This window comes from Microbacterium maritypicum (assembly GCF_008868125.1).
In the GTDB taxonomy this organism is placed as follows: Bacteria; Actinomycetota; Actinomycetes; order Actinomycetales; family Microbacteriaceae; genus Microbacterium; species Microbacterium maritypicum.
This window is the reverse complement of sequence record NZ_WAAQ01000001.1, coordinates 1406117-1422440: the sequence shown is the minus strand read 5'-3', so window position 1 is coordinate 1422440 and position 16324 is coordinate 1406117. Positions and strand designations below refer to the sequence as shown.

Annotated in this window: 15 protein-coding genes; 9 read left to right on the top strand and 6 right to left on the bottom strand. The window is 68.0% G+C overall.

The genetic code is table 11. The features are described from left to right. The first annotated feature begins 7 nt into the window (after positions 1–7). From F6W70_RS06845 to F6W70_RS06815, 7 genes are all read left to right on the top strand, one after another. Positions 8–1021 carry an ABC transporter permease gene (locus F6W70_RS06845; protein WP_235563080.1) on the top strand — a complete coding sequence of 338 codons (1014 nt, stop codon included), beginning with the start codon at positions 8–10 and terminating at the stop codon, positions 1019–1021. A gap of 46 nt (positions 1022–1067) precedes the next feature. Further along, positions 1068–2792, top strand: coding sequence for an ABC transporter substrate-binding protein (locus F6W70_RS06840; RefSeq protein ID WP_151486234.1), 1725 nt, complete (start codon positions 1068–1070; stop codon positions 2790–2792). A gap of 69 nt (positions 2793–2861) precedes the next feature. Next, positions 2862–3860, top strand: coding sequence for an ABC transporter permease (locus tag F6W70_RS06835; RefSeq protein WP_151486233.1), 999 nt, complete (start codon positions 2862–2864; stop codon positions 3858–3860). Then, positions 3860–4759 (top strand): ABC transporter ATP-binding protein, encoded by a 900-nt coding sequence (locus tag F6W70_RS06830; protein ID WP_318278825.1) that lies wholly within the window; start codon positions 3860–3862, stop codon positions 4757–4759. The genes F6W70_RS06835 and F6W70_RS06830 overlap by 1 nt, the downstream gene beginning before the upstream one ends. 120 nt (positions 4760–4879) lie before the next feature. After that, positions 4880–5911 (top strand): ABC transporter ATP-binding protein, encoded by a 1032-nt coding sequence (locus F6W70_RS06825; protein ID WP_151486232.1) that lies wholly within the window; start codon positions 4880–4882, stop codon positions 5909–5911. Beyond that, positions 5898–7106 carry an amidohydrolase gene (locus F6W70_RS06820; protein ID WP_055872779.1) on the top strand — a complete coding sequence of 403 codons (1209 nt, stop codon included), beginning with the start codon at positions 5898–5900 and terminating at the stop codon, positions 7104–7106. Before F6W70_RS06825 ends, F6W70_RS06820 begins: the two co-directional genes overlap by 14 nt. Beyond that, positions 7081–8304 carry an MFS transporter gene (locus F6W70_RS06815; protein ID WP_151486231.1) on the top strand — a complete coding sequence of 408 codons (1224 nt, stop codon included), beginning with the start codon at positions 7081–7083 and terminating at the stop codon, positions 8302–8304. The genes F6W70_RS06820 and F6W70_RS06815 overlap by 26 nt, the downstream gene beginning before the upstream one ends. Before the next feature lie 73 nt (positions 8305–8377). Here the strand turns inward: F6W70_RS06815 and rpsO are convergent, their stop codons facing one another. Further along, the gene (rpsO, locus tag F6W70_RS06810; RefSeq protein WP_017830938.1) at positions 8378–8647 is read right to left on the bottom strand and encodes a 30S ribosomal protein S15; all 270 of its coding nucleotides are present in this window, start codon (positions 8645–8647) and stop codon (positions 8378–8380) included. A 186-nt stretch (positions 8648–8833) separates the two neighbouring features. On the opposite strand from rpsO, the gene F6W70_RS06805 reads away from it, so the two are divergent. Continuing rightward, positions 8834–10126: an MFS transporter gene (locus tag F6W70_RS06805; protein ID WP_151486230.1), complete on the top strand. Its 1293-nt coding sequence runs from the start codon at positions 8834–8836 to the stop codon at positions 10124–10126. Positions 10127–10160: 34 nt separating this feature from the next. Here the strand turns inward: F6W70_RS06805 and F6W70_RS06800 are convergent, their stop codons facing one another. The 3 genes from F6W70_RS06800 to F6W70_RS06790 form a co-directional block, all read right to left on the bottom strand. Continuing rightward, positions 10161–10715 carry a YceI family protein gene (locus tag F6W70_RS06800; RefSeq protein ID WP_017830940.1) on the bottom strand — a complete coding sequence of 185 codons (555 nt, stop codon included), beginning with the start codon at positions 10713–10715 and terminating at the stop codon, positions 10161–10163. A 179-nt stretch (positions 10716–10894) separates the two neighbouring features. Further along, complete coding sequence (locus F6W70_RS06795; RefSeq protein ID WP_151486229.1) at positions 10895–11263, bottom strand: FKBP-type peptidyl-prolyl cis-trans isomerase; 369 nt, start codon at positions 11261–11263, stop codon at positions 10895–10897. Between the two features lie 251 nt (positions 11264–11514). Continuing rightward, on the bottom strand, positions 11515–12819 hold the full coding sequence (locus F6W70_RS06790) for a PrsW family intramembrane metalloprotease (RefSeq protein WP_318278824.1): 1305 nt from the start codon (positions 12817–12819) through the stop codon (positions 11515–11517). A gap of 88 nt (positions 12820–12907) precedes the next feature. Between F6W70_RS06790 and F6W70_RS06785 the strand changes: the two genes are divergently transcribed. Further along, positions 12908–13777 carry a fumarylacetoacetate hydrolase family protein gene (locus F6W70_RS06785; RefSeq protein ID WP_055868776.1) on the top strand — a complete coding sequence of 290 codons (870 nt, stop codon included), beginning with the start codon at positions 12908–12910 and terminating at the stop codon, positions 13775–13777. A 64-nt stretch (positions 13778–13841) separates the two neighbouring features. Here the strand turns inward: F6W70_RS06785 and F6W70_RS06780 are convergent, their stop codons facing one another. After that, positions 13842–15302, bottom strand: a complete 1461-nt coding sequence (locus tag F6W70_RS06780; RefSeq protein WP_055868778.1) for an aspartate ammonia-lyase — start codon at positions 15300–15302, stop codon at positions 13842–13844. Positions 15303–15363: 61 nt separating this feature from the next. Further along, positions 15364–16284, bottom strand: coding sequence for a phosphodiesterase (locus F6W70_RS06775; RefSeq protein ID WP_151486228.1), 921 nt, complete (start codon positions 16282–16284; stop codon positions 15364–15366). Positions 16285–16324: the final 40 nt, after the last annotated feature.

Sequence of the window (16324 nt, the reverse complement as noted above, 5' to 3'; positions counted from 1 at the left end):
GAAGATCGTGACGGACTCCCAGACGCTGACCCCGAAGACGGAGGCGCTGCCCACAGCGCCGCCGAAGATCGCGACCGGACGCTCGCTTCTCGGCACGGCCTGGTTGCGCATCCGCCGGAGTCCGGTCGCCCTCGTCTCCTTCGGAGTCGTGGTCGCGATCGTGCTCTTCGCCCTCCTCGCCCCCGTGCTGGTCGCGATCGAAGGCCAAGACCCGTTCACCACGAACACCGGGCCCGACGTCCTCGACAACTTCAACACCCCCGGCCTGCCCCTGCCCGCATACATGTACCCGTCGGTGGAGCACTGGCTCGGCGTCGAGCCGGGACTCGGACGCGACATCTTCGCGCGCATCGCCTACGGAGCGCAGGTCTCCCTGCTGATCGCCCTCCTGTCGACCGTGGTCTCGGTCGTCCTCGGCACCGTTCTCGGCGCCGCGGCCGGCTACTTCGGCGGCAAGGTCGACATGGTCATCAGCCGCATCATCGATCTGTTCCTGGCGTTCCCGCACCTGCTCCTGGTGCTCTCCCTCACCCCGATCCTGCAGTCCCGGCTGCGGGACACCCCGCTCGGCCAGGGCAGCTTCGTTCCGATCGCGTCGCTCGTTCTGATCCTCGGCTTCTTCGGCTGGGCGTACCTGGCACGGGTCGTCCGCGGGCAGGTGCTCAGCATCCGCGAGCAGGAGTACATCGAGGCGGCGAAGTCGTACGGCGCCTCGCACCGGACGATCATCTTCCGTCAGGTGATCCCGAACGTCCTCGGTGTCGTCCTCGTCTACGCGACCATGATGATCCCCGCGAACATCTCCGCCGAGGCCGCGCTGTCGTTCCTCGGCGTCGGCGTGAAGGACCCGACCCCCTCCTGGGGGCAGATGCTCAACGCCGCCCAGGCAGGCAACTGGTACCTCAGCGACCCCTGGTTCCTCATCGTGCCCGGCACCGCCCTCATCATCACGGTGCTCGCCTTCAACCTTCTCGGCGACGCCGTGCGCGATGCGCTCGATCCCAAGGCCTCCCGCAACTGACCCTCCCGACCCCGAACACCCGACCCTCACCGAAAGAGAACGAGTCATGAGACACCGCAGTCCCCTGCTCGCCGCTGCGACCGTGGCCATCGCCCTGGTCGTCACCGGCTGCACCAGCGTCACCGCCCAGAACGGGCAGTCCGCGCCCACCGGCTCGAAGGATCCGTATGCCGCGCACATCGTCCAGCCGGGTTTCGATGAAGCCGGCGGCAACGTCAACGTGCTGATGTCGAGCGACTTCATGACCCTCGATCCCGGCAACAGCAACTACGTGCAGACCGCGAACGTCGGCCAGCTCTACTACCGCACCCTGACGATGGCGAAGGAGACCGCGGGCGAGCCGCCGACGATCGTCGCCGATCTGGCGACCGACACCGGCACCGCCTCGGAAGACGGCCTCACCTGGACCTACACGCTCAAGGACGGCCTGAAGTACGAGGACGGCACGCCGATCACCGCCGCCGATGTGAAGTACGGCATCGCCCGCACCTTCGCGCGCGACGTCTTCACGCAGGCGCCGAAGGAGCTGAACTCCGCCCTCGCCGCCGACGACTACAAGGGCCCGTACTCCGGCGGCGGCGACCTGACCGCCGTGGAGACCCCCGACGACAAGACGGTCGTGTTCCACCTGAAGCAGCCGAACCCCGACTTCGCTGCCCTCGTGTCCCGCTCGAACACCGCACCGGTGCCGCAGGCCAAGGACACCATGCTCGACTACACGAACCACCCGATCTCGTCGGGCCCGTACATGATCGAGAGCTACGACCGCGGCCGCGAGCTGAAGCTCGTGCGCAACCCCTCATGGGATCCCGCGACCGACGAGAACCGCACCGCGCTGCCGGACACGTTCACGTTCTCGCTGTCGACCGCGCAGGCGACGATCAGCCAACAGCTGATCTCCGACGCCGATCCCACCGCGATCACGCTCGACTCGAACGGCGCACTCCAGGCATCGGACACGGCGCGTCTAACCGAGGCATCCGTCGCCGACCGCACCGCGTCCGGGCTGCTCGGCTGCACCGACGTGCTCAACTTCAACACCGAGACCATCAGGGACCCCGAGGTGCGTCACGCTCTCGCGCTGGCCATGGACCGTGCGGCGATCCAGGTGCAGTACGGCGGAGCACGCTTCGGCAAGCTCACCAACTCGTACCTGAACGACGCCCAGGTCGGGTACGTCGCCGAGACCACCGACCTCGACATCGACGGCGCCCCGCAGCTCGACGCCGCCAAGAAGCTCCTCGAGGGCAAGGACGTCCCCGCTTCGTTGACCTACGGCTACTCGAACGCGATCGACCGCTACAAGAACCTCGGCACCGTGCTTCAGCAGAACTTCACGGAGCTCGGCATCGACCTGCAGCTCGTGCCGATCCCCTCGGCGAACTACTACACGGTGCTGGCCAGCGACGAGATGCCCGACATCGCACGCGCAGGCTGGTGCGGCGGTGCGGCATCCGGCTCGACACGCACCACGGTCGATCCCAACATCGGACCGAGCCTGGACGGCACGACCTACGGCTTCAGCAACATCTCCCGCTTCTTCGACGACACGCTCTCCGGCGAGATGTACGAGCTGCGCAACACCAACGGCACTTCGGAAGAGCTGAACACCCAGTGGGCCGAGCTGTACAACGAGGCGATGGAGTCCTACCCGCTCGTCCCGCTGATCCGCACCTTCACCAACAGCGTCGTGGGCTCGAAGATCCATAACGCCCAGGTGGGGTACTTCTTCGGAAGCATCGATCTGTCCACCATCGGCGTCGAGCAGTAACGGCCGACACGACACCTCCGGAAAGGACGGGGCCGACCGCGCGATCGGTCGGCCCCGTACGGGACAGAAATGTTCGGATTCATCGTCCGCCGCGTGACCGCGCTGGTCATCCTCCTGCTCGTCGTGAGCTTCGTGACGTTCGCCCTGTTCCAGGTCGGCCCCGCAGACCCTGCGGCCGCCGCCTGCGGACAGGAGTGCACCCCTGACCGCATCGCCCAGGCGCGCGTCGCCCTCGGCATGGACAAGCCGTTCCTGGTGCAGTACTTCACCTACCTCAGCGGCCTCTTCGGAGAGCGGCTCATCGGCGCTCCGGGCGCCGAGCAGGTGTGCGCCTGGCCGTGCCTGGGCAAGTCCTTCCAGACCAACGAGAACGTCACCGACGTCATCGTCCGGGCACTCCCCTACACGATCTCGATCGCGGTCGGCGCCGTCGTGCTGTGGACCGTGGTCGGCGTCGGTCTGGGATTGCTCGCGGCTCTGCGCAAGGGCAGGGCAACCGACAAGCTCATCGTCGGCGCCGCCTCCGTCGGCGTGTCGCTCCCCGTTCCCGTCACGGGGCTCCTGCTCCTGCTCGTGTTCGTGAGCGTGCTGCACTGGCTGCCCTTCACGAGCAATCAGATCTCCTCTCCGTTCGGCCCGGCCGGCCCCGGCGCGTGGTTCACGAACTATCTGCTGCCCTGGGTGGCGCTGGCGATCCTGTTCAGCGCGCAGTACATCCGCATCACGCGCAACAACATGATCGAGACCTTCGGCGAGGACTACATGCGCACCGCCCGCGCGAAGGGGCTGGGCCCCGGTCGGATCACGACGCACGGCGTCCGGGCGGGGATCACCCCGATCATCACGATGCTGGGCCTGGACATCGGCGCTCTCCTGGGCGGTGCCGTCCTGACGGAGCAGATCTTCTCCGTCCCCGGTCTCGGATTCACCGCGGTGCGCGCCGCGACATCGGGAGACCTGCCGGTGACCATGGCGATCACGATGCTCGCCGCCTTCTTCATCATCACAGCGAACGTCATCGTCGATCTCGTATACGCGAGCGTCGACCCGAGAGTAAGGGTCAACTGATGACCACGCCGATCCTGGACATCCGCGACCTGCGGGTGGCATTCCCCACCGACGACGGTCTGGTGAATGCCGTGAACGGCATGGACCTGGTCGTGCAGCGCGGAGAGACCGTCGGCATCGTCGGCGAGTCCGGCTCGGGCAAGACCGTGACGAGCCAGACCCTGATGGGGCTTCTCAAGGGCACCAACGCCACGGTGACCGGCCAAGTCCTGTTCGACGGCACCGATCTGGTGCCGCTCAGCGAGAAGGAGATGCGTCCCTATCGCGGCCGCAAGATCGGGATGATCTTCCAGGATCCGCTGTCGGCGATGCACCCGTTCTACACCGTGGGCCGACAGATCGCCGAGGCCTACCGGGTGCACAACAGAGTGAGTGCCAAGGCCGCGAAGGCCCAGGCGATCGAGATGCTGAACCGGGTCGGAATCCCCGATCCGGTCGCGCGCTACGACTCGTATCCGCACGAGTTCTCCGGCGGCATGCGGCAGCGCGCGATGATCGCGATGGCTCTGATCTGCGAACCGGAGCTGCTGATCGCCGACGAGCCCACCACGGCGCTCGATGTCACCGTGCAGGCACAGATCCTCGATCTGATCGGCTCTCTCCAGGCGGAGACGGGTTCCGCCGTCATCTTCGTCACCCACGATCTGGGTGTGGTCGCCGAGGTCTGCCGCCGTGTCGTGGTCATGTACGGCGGGCAGTGCGTGGAAGAGGCCGGAGTTCACGATCTGTTCTTCCGGACCGCCCACCCCTACGCCCAGGGTCTGCTCGCGTCGATGCCCTCGATGGTCGACGAGGCCGGGCGTCTCACCCCGATCCCCGGCTTCCCGCCCTCGCTGCTCGACCTCCCCCCGGGGATGCCTCTTCGCCGATCGTTGCCCGGTCGCAGCTCTCGTCCCTGACGACAGGTGCCGCACCGAGCGCCCCGCCCTCACGGTGGTCGGTTCCGGGCACCGGGCCCGCTGCCATCTCACGGAGGTCGATGCCCCGATCCCCGCACTCGATCTGCAGGAGGTCGTCCGATGAACGAGCCGCTGATGAAGGTCGAGAACCTCGCCAAGCACTTCAGCGTCAGCAGGGGATTCCTGCGCGGGTCCTCGCAGGTGAAGGCTGTGGACGGCGTCTCCTTCACCCTCGAGCGCGGATCGACCCTGGGGCTGGTCGGCGAATCCGGCTGCGGGAAGTCCACCACCGGACGACTGCTGATGCGCCTGCTCACCCCCACCTCGGGGCGCATCCTGTTGGACGGTGCCGATGTCTCGCAGCTCCGCGGCGCCGATCTGCAGCAGTTCCGTCGGCGCGTGCAGATGGTGTTCCAGAATCCCTCGTCGTCGCTGAACCCCCGGCAGAGCGTCGGCGCCGCGATCGCGGCGCCCTTGCAGGCCCAGGGCATCTCGCCCAAGGAGGGCATGAAGAACCGGGTGTCGGCACTGATGGACCGTGTGGGTCTGCGGCCGGAGCACTACAACCGCTTTCCCCACGAATTCTCGGGCGGGCAGAAGCAGCGCGTCGGAATCGCCAGAGCGCTCGCCCTGGAGCCCGACGTCGTGATCTGCGACGAACCCGTATCCGCCCTCGACGTCTCGGTGCAGGCGCAGGTCATCAACCTCCTCCAGGACATCCAGGCCGACACCGGTATCTCGTACGTGTTCATCGCTCACGATCTGTCCGTCGTCAAGCACTTCGCCGACGAGGTCGCCGTGATGTATCTCGGACGCATCATGGAGCACGGCACCAGAGACACCGTGTTCGGCGCTGCACAGCACCCGTACACGCAGTCGCTGCTGTCCTCCGTGCCGAGCCCGGACCCGACGGCCGACCGCAGCGGTCGGATCCGTCTCGTCGGAGATCTCCCCCACCCGTCCAACCCGCCCAGCGGGTGCGTGTTCCGCACGCGATGCCCTGTGCTCCCCCTCCTCGACGAGGATCGGCGCCGGCAGTGCGTGGAACAGGTTCCCACCGGCGACGCCGCATGCCATCATCTCGCTGAAGCCGCCGACCTCGCGTCGCGGTTCGGCTCCCCCGAAGAAAGGAAAGTCCATGCTGATTCGTGACGTGCGCCCGTGGGGCGGCTCCGCCTCCGATGTCCTGATCGAGGACGGGCGCATCACCCGGATCCGTCCCCACGAGGAGGCGCCCGTCGCCGCAGACGACATCGACGGACGGGGGCGACTCCTGCTGCCATCCTTCAGCGACGTGCACGTACATCTGGACTCGACCCGGATCGGGCTGCCCTTCCGGGCGCACACCGGGGCGCCCGGTGTCTGGGGCATGATGATGAACGACCGCGAGAACTGGCGCACGGCGGAGATCGATCTTCCCACGCGAGTGGCCGGCACCCTCGAGCGGATGATCGCTCGCGGTACGACCCGCGTCCGCTCGTACGCGCAGGTCGACGTCGACTGCCGGCTCGAGAAGTTCGATGCCGTCATGGCCGCGAAGGAGAAGTTCGCCGCGCACGCCGACGTGCAGGTCATGACCTTCCCGCAGGCCGGCATCCTCCGGGAGGAGGGCACCGTCGCCTACCTGGAGGAGTCACTCAAGCAGGGCGCCGACGTGATCGGCGGCATCGACCCGTCACAGCTCGACCGGGACCCGGCGCGCCATCTCGACATCGTGTTCGGACTCGCCGAGAAGTACCAGGTCGAGGTCGACATCCACCTGCACGAGCCGGGAGCGCTCGGAGTGTTCAGCACGGAGCTCGTGATGGAGCGCACGCGCGCGCTCGGGATGCAGGGCAAGGTCACGATGTCGCACGCCTACGAGCTCGGCTCCGTGAACGAGGCCACCAGTCGTCGACTGATCGAGGAGTTCGCCGAGCTGGACATCTCGATGGCGACGGTGGCCCCCTCGACCAGCAACCAGCTGTCGCTCGTGCAGCTCGTCGAAGCCGGGGTGCGGATCGGACTCGGCCAGGACGGTCAGCGCGACTACTGGAGCCCTTACGGCAACACCGACATGCTCGACCGGACGTGGCAGCTCGCGTTCACGAACGGATTCCGCCGTGACGACCACATCGAGATGGCGCTCGCGGTCGCGACGATGGGCGGAGCGAGCATCATGTCCCACGCCTCGCCGCGCCTGGCCGGCGTGACCGATCGGCCCGGCCTCGCGGTCGGCGATCGCGCCGACCTGCTCCTGGTCGACGGCGAGACGCCGACCAGCGCGGTGATGGACCGGGGTACCGATCGTCTCGTCATCCACGACGGCCGTGTGGTCGCCGATGGCCTTCGTGTCCTCGCGCTCTGAGCGCCGAGGCAGCGAGTTCCGCGACCGGGCGGTAGGGCTCGGCGCAGCCCTGCTGATCGGACTGAATCTCCGCCCGGCGATCACCTCGGTCGCCGCCCTGCTCGAGCCGACCAGGGCGGCGTTCGACCTCGCTCCGGTGCAGTTGAACCTGCTGGCCACGCTGCCGGTGATCGCCTTCGGCCTGAGCGCGCCGATCGGCCCCCTGCTCGCCCGTCGACTCGGCGTGACCAGGGCGCTGATCTGGACCATGGTGGCCCTGGCGGGCGCTCTCGCGCTGCGGGTGCTCATCCCCGGAGCGATGCTCCCCGGTACGTTCCTCGCCGGAGTGTCGATCATGGCAGCGGGCACGCTGCTTCCGCAGTACCTGAAGTCCCTTCATGCGGGCGGACTCTGGATCGGACTGAGCAGCATGTCCTTCAGCGCGGGCGCCGCGCTGGGGGCAGGGCTCACGGTGCCGCTGAGCAACGCGGCCGGCGGACCCGCCGTGGCACTCGGACTGTGGGCCGTCCCCGCGCTGATCGCGGCGGGCGCCATGATCGGCGTCGCACTGAACTCGGACGCACCATCGCCGACGACCTCGCGGATGACGCTCCCCCGATCCGCACGAGCGACCGTCGCCCTCGTCACGGCGATGTTCGGACTTCAGGCGATGCTGTTCTTCGCCGTGGCTTCCTGGCTCCCCCGCATCCTCGGCGATCGCGGAGTGGATGCCCAGACCGCGGGCTGGTTGCTCGCCCTGACCAGCATCGCCGGCCTCGGCCCGACGCTCGTCGCACCGATTCTCGCGCGACGCCATGGGGTGCTGCGCTGGTTCGGTCCTGCGCTCGGCGTCGTGATGTTCGCGGCGTTCACCTGGCTCGCTTCCGGTGACGAGTCCTACATCACGATCACGGTCGTGCTCGGCGCCGTCCAGAGTGCGGCTTTCGGGCTCTCCCTGGCGCTCATCGTGATGCTCGCCGCGAACGAGGCCTCCGCGGGGACGCTGTCGGCCGTCGCGCAGGGTGTCGGTTACGCCTTCGCCGGCGCGGGGAGCCTCCTCGTCGGCGTGCTGCACGACCTTACGGGCGGGTGGACCGCGAGTCTCGTCCTCATGATGGTGTGCGCCGCGGCGCTCTCGCTCGTCGTGGGTCTCGTGATCCGCTGCCGCCCGGTCGATCTGCAGGTGCCGTCCGCCCTGCCCGCACGTCCCCGGACATGACGAAGGCCGCCCCACACCGTGGGGCGGCCTTCTCAAGAATGTTCTGCGCGATTGTACGCAGGTCTGCAGTGCCTTAGCGGCGGAGTCCGAGACGCTCGATCAGCGAGCGGTAGCGCGCGATGTCGATGTCCTGGAGGTAGCCGAGCAGACGACGGCGCTGACCGACGAGCAGGAACAGCCCACGACGCGAGTGGTGGTCGTGCTTGTGCTCCTTGAGGTGCTCGGTGAGGTCCTTGATGCGCTGCGTCAGCATTGCGACCTGCACCTCGGGGGATCCGGTGTCACCGGGGTGCGTCGCGTACTCTTCGATGATCGCCTTCTTGACGTCTGCTTCCAGTGCCATAGATTCGATCCCCTCTCTGCTTGTTGCGCGGCGCCCGACGCCTGATACGTGGGCTCTCTTTATCCGCGGCCGATCAAACGGCAACCTGACGAGTCTACCAGCCGGCGACTGCCTCCGGCGCCACCGGCCGGGAGGGAGGCCCGCACGGTTCAACTAGGCTCGAAAGGTGCAGAAGAAGTTCGACGAGTGAGCGCCCGCCGCGGCCACCTGATCGACCTCTCCCCCCTGAGGTCCAGCCCGGCATTCGCCCGGATGTGGATCGGATCCACCCTCGCCGGCATCGGCGGCCAGCTCACCATCGTCACGGTGATGCTCCATGTGTTCGCCCTGACGCAGAACACCTTCGCCGTCTCCATGATCGCGGTCGCCGGCCTCGTGCCGATGATCCTCGCCGGGTTGTACGGCGGCATGCTCGCTGACGCGTTCGACCGACGCCGTGTGGCCCTGATCGCGGCGACGATCACCTTCGCATCCACCGCCCTGCTCGCGGCGCTCACCTGGACGGGCATGGAGACGATCTGGTGGCTGTACGTCCTGAGCATGATCAACTCGGCCGCCAACTCGGTGGGCATGGCCACGCGCACCGCCATCGTGCCTCGCCTCATCCCTCGCGACAAGCTCGCGGCCGCATCCGCCCTCAACGGTGTGGCCTTCGGACTCACGGTGATGGCGGGGCCGGCGCTGGCCGGCCTGCTCGTCGCCCTCACCGGCTACGGGTGGACCTACACGATCGACGTCGTGCTGATGCTGTCGATGTTCCTCGGCCTGTGGACGCTGCCGTCACTGAGGCCGGAGGGCGCGGTCGTCCGTCCGGGCCTCGAGTCGCTCGTCGACGGCTGGCGATTCCTGCGCAAGGCCGGCAACATCCGGATGCAGTACATCATCGACATCATCGCGATGACGTTCGGGCAGCCTCTCGTGCTCTTCCCCGCCCTCGGCACGGTGCTCCTCGGCGGCGGTGCACTCACCACCGGTATCCTCACCGCCGCCGTCGCGGTCGGCACGTTCGCCTCGAGCCTGTTCTCGGGCCGCGTCGTGCAGTACCGCTGGCACGGCCGCGGCATCGCTCGGGCTGTGCAGGCCTACGGCGCGTCCATCCTGCTGTTCGGCCTGGTGCTGCTCATCGGAGCCTTCTCCGCGCCGGCGAGCGAGAACGCGCCCCACGTCGCGCTGATCGTCGCCGCGTGCGTCGCGCTCGCGCTGTCCGGCGCCTCGGACAACGTCAGCTCCATCTACCGCAACACGATGATGCAGGCCGCGGTGCCCGACGCGATGCGCGGACGCCTCCAGGGCCTGTTCATCGTCGTCGTCGCCGGGGGTCCGCGAGTCGGGGCTCTCTACGCCGGGACGCTCGCGACCCTGACCACCCTCTGGTTCCCGCCGCTTCTCGGCGGAGTCCTGGTCATCGCACTCGTCGCCATGCTCGCGCGCCGCAGCCGTCGGTTCCACGACTATGACGCAGAGAACCCCGAGCCCTGACGGGCTCGGGGTTCCGGCGACCGCGCGAACGGGGTCAGTCCTGCTGGAGCGCGCCCTGCAGGTCGAGGCTGATCGTGACGTCCTTGCCGACGAGCACGCCGCCGGTCTCCAGCGCCGCGTTCCAGGTGAGGCCGAAGTCCTCACGGTTGATGACCGTCTTGGCCGAAGCGCCGGCCTTGTAGTTGCCGTACGGGTCGGTGCCGAAGCCACCGAAGTCGAGCTCGAAGCTGACCGGCTTGGTGATGCCGCGGATCGTGAGGTCTCCGTCGACGTACAGGTCATCGCCCTTGACGCGCGCACCGGTGGAGACGAACTCCATGGTCGGGAAGTTCTCCGTGTCGAAGAAGTCGCCCGAGCGCAGGTGCGCATCGCGGCCCTCGTCGTTGGTGTCGATCGAGGTGACGTCGACCGTCGCCTCGACCTTGGCCTCGAGGGGGTTCTCCGGGGCCACGAGCGTCGCGCTCTTGACGCCGAACGTGCCGCGCACCTTCGAGATCATCATGTGGCGCACGCTGAAGGTGACCTCGCTGTGCGAAGGGTCCAGGACCCAGGTGCCGGGACGGTAGCCGGGGATGTCGATGCTGGTCATTGCTTCTCCTCTGGAGACTTCAGCCGCTGCTGCGGCAAGGGACAGGGGCCGCGTTGCCGCGACTACTGTGACAACTTACATTCAGTCGCATGTATTCCCCTGAATGGAGAATCTCTTCCGGAACGCCACGAGGCGCCCCTTTCCCGAAGGAGAGGCGCGCCTCGTGGAGAAGATCGAAGTCAGCCGACGGCGACGAGATCGATGATGAAGATCAGCGTCTTGCCGGAGAGGAAGTGCCCTCCACCGGCCGGGCCGTACGCGAGGTGCGGGGGGATGATCAGCTCGCGGCGCCCGCCGACCTTCATGCCGGGGATTCCGTCCTGCCAGCCCTGGACCAGGCTGAGCAGGGGGGCCTGGAGGGTCTTGCCACGGCTCCAGGAGGAGTCGAACTCCTCGCCGGAGTCGAACTCCACACCGGCGTAGTGGACCGTCACCGTGTCGCCGGGCTTCGCCTCGGCGCCGTCACCTTCGATGATGTCGCGGATGACGAGGTCCGCCGGAGCGGGGGTGCTGGGGGCGTCGAACTCAGGCTTTGTGCGTTCAGTCATGTCTCCATCAAACCCGAGGCCGACGGACGGGGTCAACGCGCGCGCACCTGCTCACAGCGAACACCTCGTGCACGCACCGTCGAACCTCTCGTGCACGCACCGTCGAACCTCGGCAAGACGCTCTTGACACCCGCACGGGGCCGGGTGCACCCTGTTTACAGATCAACTCAGCGCCCGGGAGACTCGCAGGCATCGCCGCAGCACCGGGCGCTGAGTCTTGCCGGGGGGCGGGCCCGCTGCCTCGCTCCGTGTCAGTAGGAGAGCAGAGCCGCCCTGGTAGCCCTGGTGCGGATCAGGAGAGCGCGCTCGTCGTCCACGGCCAGAGGATCCCGACCGGTGATCGCGCGCTGGCGCACGGCGGCGAGTGCGGTCGCGTCCTTGATGAACGCGCGCATCAGAGGCCGTCGGTCCCCGCGCAGCTGCGAGGCCCAGGCCAGTCCCACCTTCCGTCCGGCGGGGGTCGCGAGCATCGTCACCTCCTCGGGCGTGAACCACCCCGCGGCGGCGTAGTCCTCCAGGCGTGCTCTGGTGAGCCTGGCCTCCTCGCGACGCAGGGCGACGATGCACAGGATGAATCCGACGAACAGCGGCACCTGGAGGGTGAAGTAGAGCCCGAAGAAGTCCGCGAACGTCGCGGAGCCGTTCCAGAGCGCGTGCAGGAGGATCGCCCCGACCAGGCCCAGCGCCCCGGCGCCGAGCGCCGCCTGGGCCGAACCATGCCGACGGGCGACGAGACCGATCGCGAAACCGGTGATCGCGGTGAACATGGCATGCGCGAAGGGCGAGAAGAGCCCACGCACCACGAACGTGACGGTGAGCTGTTCACCGCCGCCCTCGATCAGGCTCAACCCGAAGTACTGGATGTTCTCGGTGAACGCGAATCCCGCCCCGACCAGCGCCCCGTACACGATGCCGTCGACGGGGCCGTCGAAGGCTCGTCGGGCGAGCAGGAAGATGAGGAAGACGCCGAGCCCCTTCCAGAGCTCTTCCACGATGGGTGCCTGCACGACGGCGGTGAACTCCTCCGATCGGATGTCGAGCAGGAGGGTCAGTGCCGTGTCGACGAGAAGGGTGAGCCCGACCGCCGCCACCGCACCCCAGGCGATGGCGAACGCGACGAGTCGCTTGGGCTCGGGCTCCCACCGGTCGATCAGGCGCACGCCGAGGAACACGATCGTCAACGGGATGAGCGCGAGCACAAGGCCGACGACCGATGCGAAGGATCCGAGAGCCCAGACGAAATACCCCACGAGCGCGATCAGCAGGAACCCGAGCACTCCGAAGAGCCAGAGCGACACCGTGCGCCCCTTCCTGGTGGGCACGGGCAACGCGGGAAGCGACTCCGCCGGCGACGGGGCCACGGGAGCCGGTGGCGTGTACGGGGTCGGTTGCGCGAGAGACGAGGCGTACCCGGTGGACGGAGCCCCGGTCGCAGGCACAGGAAGCGGACTAGCGGATGGCGCGGGCATGTAGGGCTGCCTCGACACCTGCGGCGATGCCGGCGGAGGGGCGTAGGGCGAGGGCTGCTGCGGCTGGGACGGTCCTCCGGAACTCATAGGCAAAGCTTATGGGCACAACGCAGACCGCCCGGATATGGCGACGCCCTCCACCCGGCGACCACCAGCCACCCGGTAGCGTAGAAGCATGCGGTTCGCTCACCTGCGCCGTCCTGACTCCCCTCTCGCGGTTCTCGCCGTGGTCGAGGGCTCGGACGCCATCCTCGTCTCTGACCTCCTGAACGACCCTCCTGCCACGCTGCAGCAGCTGATCGAGGGAGGAGACGACGCGCTCGAGGCCCTGCGCGCAGCGCTGGCGACCGGTTCCGCCCGGCGGCACCCTCTCGACGGCTGGGCGTTCGCCTCGGCCGTGCTCGCTCCCCCGGCCGTGCTGGCCGTCGGCCTCAACTACGCCGCGCATTCCAGCGAGCTGGGCCTGAAGACGGATGCCGCACCCACGGTGTTCACGCTCTGGCCGAACTCGCTCACCGGACACGAGCAGACCACGTCGTGGCCGCGCGCTCTCAGCGAAGCCGTCGACTACGAGGCCGAGCTCGGCGTGCTCATCGGCTCGCCCGCGAAGGACGTCGCCGAAGCCGACGCACTGTCGCACGTCTGGGGATACACGGTGGTCAACGACATCACCGCGAGGAACATCCAGTTCTCCGAGGCGCAGTGGTCCCGCTGCAAGTCGTTCGACGGCTTCACCCCGACCGGACCCTTCGCCGTGACCGCGGACGAGATCGCCGACCCGCAGGACCTCCACATCTGGACCGTCGTCGACGGTCACACCGTGCAGGATGCGAGCACCGACCAGATGGTGCGCTCGGTGGCGAAGCTGATCACGCACCTCTCGCAGTCGCTCACCCTGCTCCCCGGCACGCTCATCTCGACCGGCAGCCCCGGAGGTGCCGGCTACTCGCGCGACCCGCAGATCTTCCTCCGCGACCACTCCACCGTCACGGTCGGCATCGACGGCATCGGTGAGCTCACCACCCACTGCCGGATCACCGACTGACCTCACCGGCACGGAGAGAGGGACGGATGCCGGAGCATCCGTCCCTCTCTTCGTATCCGCGTGATCAGATCTCGATCAGGTCCTCCGACGCGATCACCGGGATCGCCGCCGTGATGGTCTCGAGCCCGGACAGGCGTGCGGGCGAGAGCTGCTTGACGACCTCTTCGCGGGACATCAGACCGGCTTCCACCACCAGATCGGCGACACTGCGGTTGGTCAACAGCGCGGTCTTCGCCAGGGCTGCCGCTGCTGCGTAGCCGATGAAGGGCGTCAGTGCGGTGATGACACCGACCGAGGCTCCCACCATCGCCCCCAGGCGGTCGCGGTTGGCGGTAATGCCGTCGACGCAGTTCACGCGCAGGGTCCACATGGCCTGACGCATCCAGGTGATCGACTGGAAGATCGAGTGCGCGATCACCGGCTCGAAGGCGTTCAGCTGCAGCTGCCCGGCTTCCGCCGCCATCGTCACCGTCATGTCGGCACCGGCCACGGCGAACGCCACCTGGTTCACGACCTCGGGGATGACCGGGTTGACCTTGCCGGGCATGATGCTGGAGCCCGCCTGCATGGCGGGGAGGTTGATCTCGCCGAAGCCCGCCTGGGGGCCCGACGAGAGCAGCCGGAGGTCGTTGCAGATCTTCGACAGCTTCATCGCGTTGCGCTTGAGCGTCGAGGAGAACGACATGAACGATCCGGTGTCGCTGGTGGCCTCGACGAGGTCGCCGGCGGTGCGCAGGTCGAGTTCGGTGATCTCACGCAGGTGCTTGAGCACAGCGGGCGCGTAACCGGGGTGGGTCGTGATGCCGGTGCCGATAGCCGTGGCGCCCATGTTGATCTCGAACATCAGCGAGGCGTTCTCGGTGAGGCGCGTGTGGTCGTAGCCGAGCGTCGTGGCGAAGCCGTTGAACTCCTGGCCCAGCGTCATGGGCACGGCGTCCTGCAGCTGGGTGCGCCCGACCTTCAGAACGTCGTGGAACTCGCGCGACTTGCCCAGGAACGACAGCCGCAGCAGGTCGAGCTCTTCGAGCAGCGAGCGCAGCGTCAGCGAGAGGCCGATCTTCACTGCCGTCGGGTACACGTCGTTGGTGGACTGGCTGCGGTTGGTGTGATCGATCGGCGACAGGAAGGCGTAGTCGCCCTTCTCGCGGCCGGCCATCTCGAGCGCGATGTTGGTGATGACCTCGTTCGCGTTCATGTTGGTCGAGGTGCCGGCGCCGCCCTGGATGACACCGACCGTGAACTGCTCGTGGAACTCGCCGTCGATCACTCGCTGCGCGGCACGATCGATCAGGTCAGCGCGCTCGGGGTCGAGCACTCCGATCTCGCGGTTCGCGCGGGCGCTGGCCTGCTTGACCATCGCGAGGCCGACCACCAGGTCGGGATACACCGAGATGGGTCGCTTCGTGATCGGGAAGTTCGCGTCGGCGCGGGCGGTGTGGATCCCCCAGTACGCGTCGACGGGAATCTCCATGCTCCCGAGCGAATCGGTCTCGGTGCGGGTCGGGGTAGGCGCGGCAGAAGCCATGTCACATCCTCGTGGGTCGTGGCGGGTGAGAAGGGTGGGGGATGCCCCCAGTCTACGCCGCTCAGCGTCCGGGTTTGCGGGAGAAGGCCTCGAGCCGCCCTTCCGTGCTGAGCTTCGCCATGCGCTCCAGCCAGACCTCGGAGAAGTAGTCGCCGGTCGGGGCCTCGGTCACCGGGACCACGGTGTGCGTGATCGTGTCGGGGTAGACGTGGACGATCTGGAAGGCCTGCGCGGCGTCCATGCCGTTGACCTCGGCCGACGGACGCGCGACGTTCATCGTGTAGCACGTCGCCGAGGCGACGCTCACGGGAACCCCGGCGAAAAGGCCGTGAGAGGAATAGTGCAGATGCCCGGCGAGGATGCCGCGCACATCGCTCCCCCGCACGATGTCTGCGAGCTCGTCCTGATGCCGCAGCTCCAGGATGTCGAACAGCGGCAGATGGCTCGGGATCGGCGGATGATGCATCGCCAGCAGCGTCCCGTGCGGGGCGGGCTCGGCGAGCACCTCCGCCAGCCAGGCGAGCTGACCGTCGTCGAGATCTCCGTGATGCCACCCCGGGACACTGGTGTCCAGCGCGATGAGTCGGAGGCCGTCGAGGTTCCAGACACCGGTCACCGGCTCCTCGGTCGGCGTCAGATCCAGCAGGCCCTCTCGCAGAGCCGGCCGCTCATCATGGTTGCCTGCCACCCAGATGACCGGGGCCCGCAGCTCCTCGGCCACCGGCTCGACCGCGGCCCGAAGACGACGATAGGCGTCGGGCTCCCCCAGGTCGGCCAAGTCCCCCGTGACGACGATGGCCGTGGGGTGCGGATGCACCGCGCGGATCGCCTCCAATGTGCGGGCGAAGTTCTCCTCGACGTCGTAGCGTCCGCCCAGCCGCACTCCCCCGGCGAGGAAATGCGGGTCGCTGACGTGGATGAGCACGTGCGACGCGGGCTCGTGCCTGCCGAAGACGTAGGGAGTGCCGGTTCCTGCGGACATGACATCAGCCTATGGCCGCACCGGCCCCCGCACCGGGCCC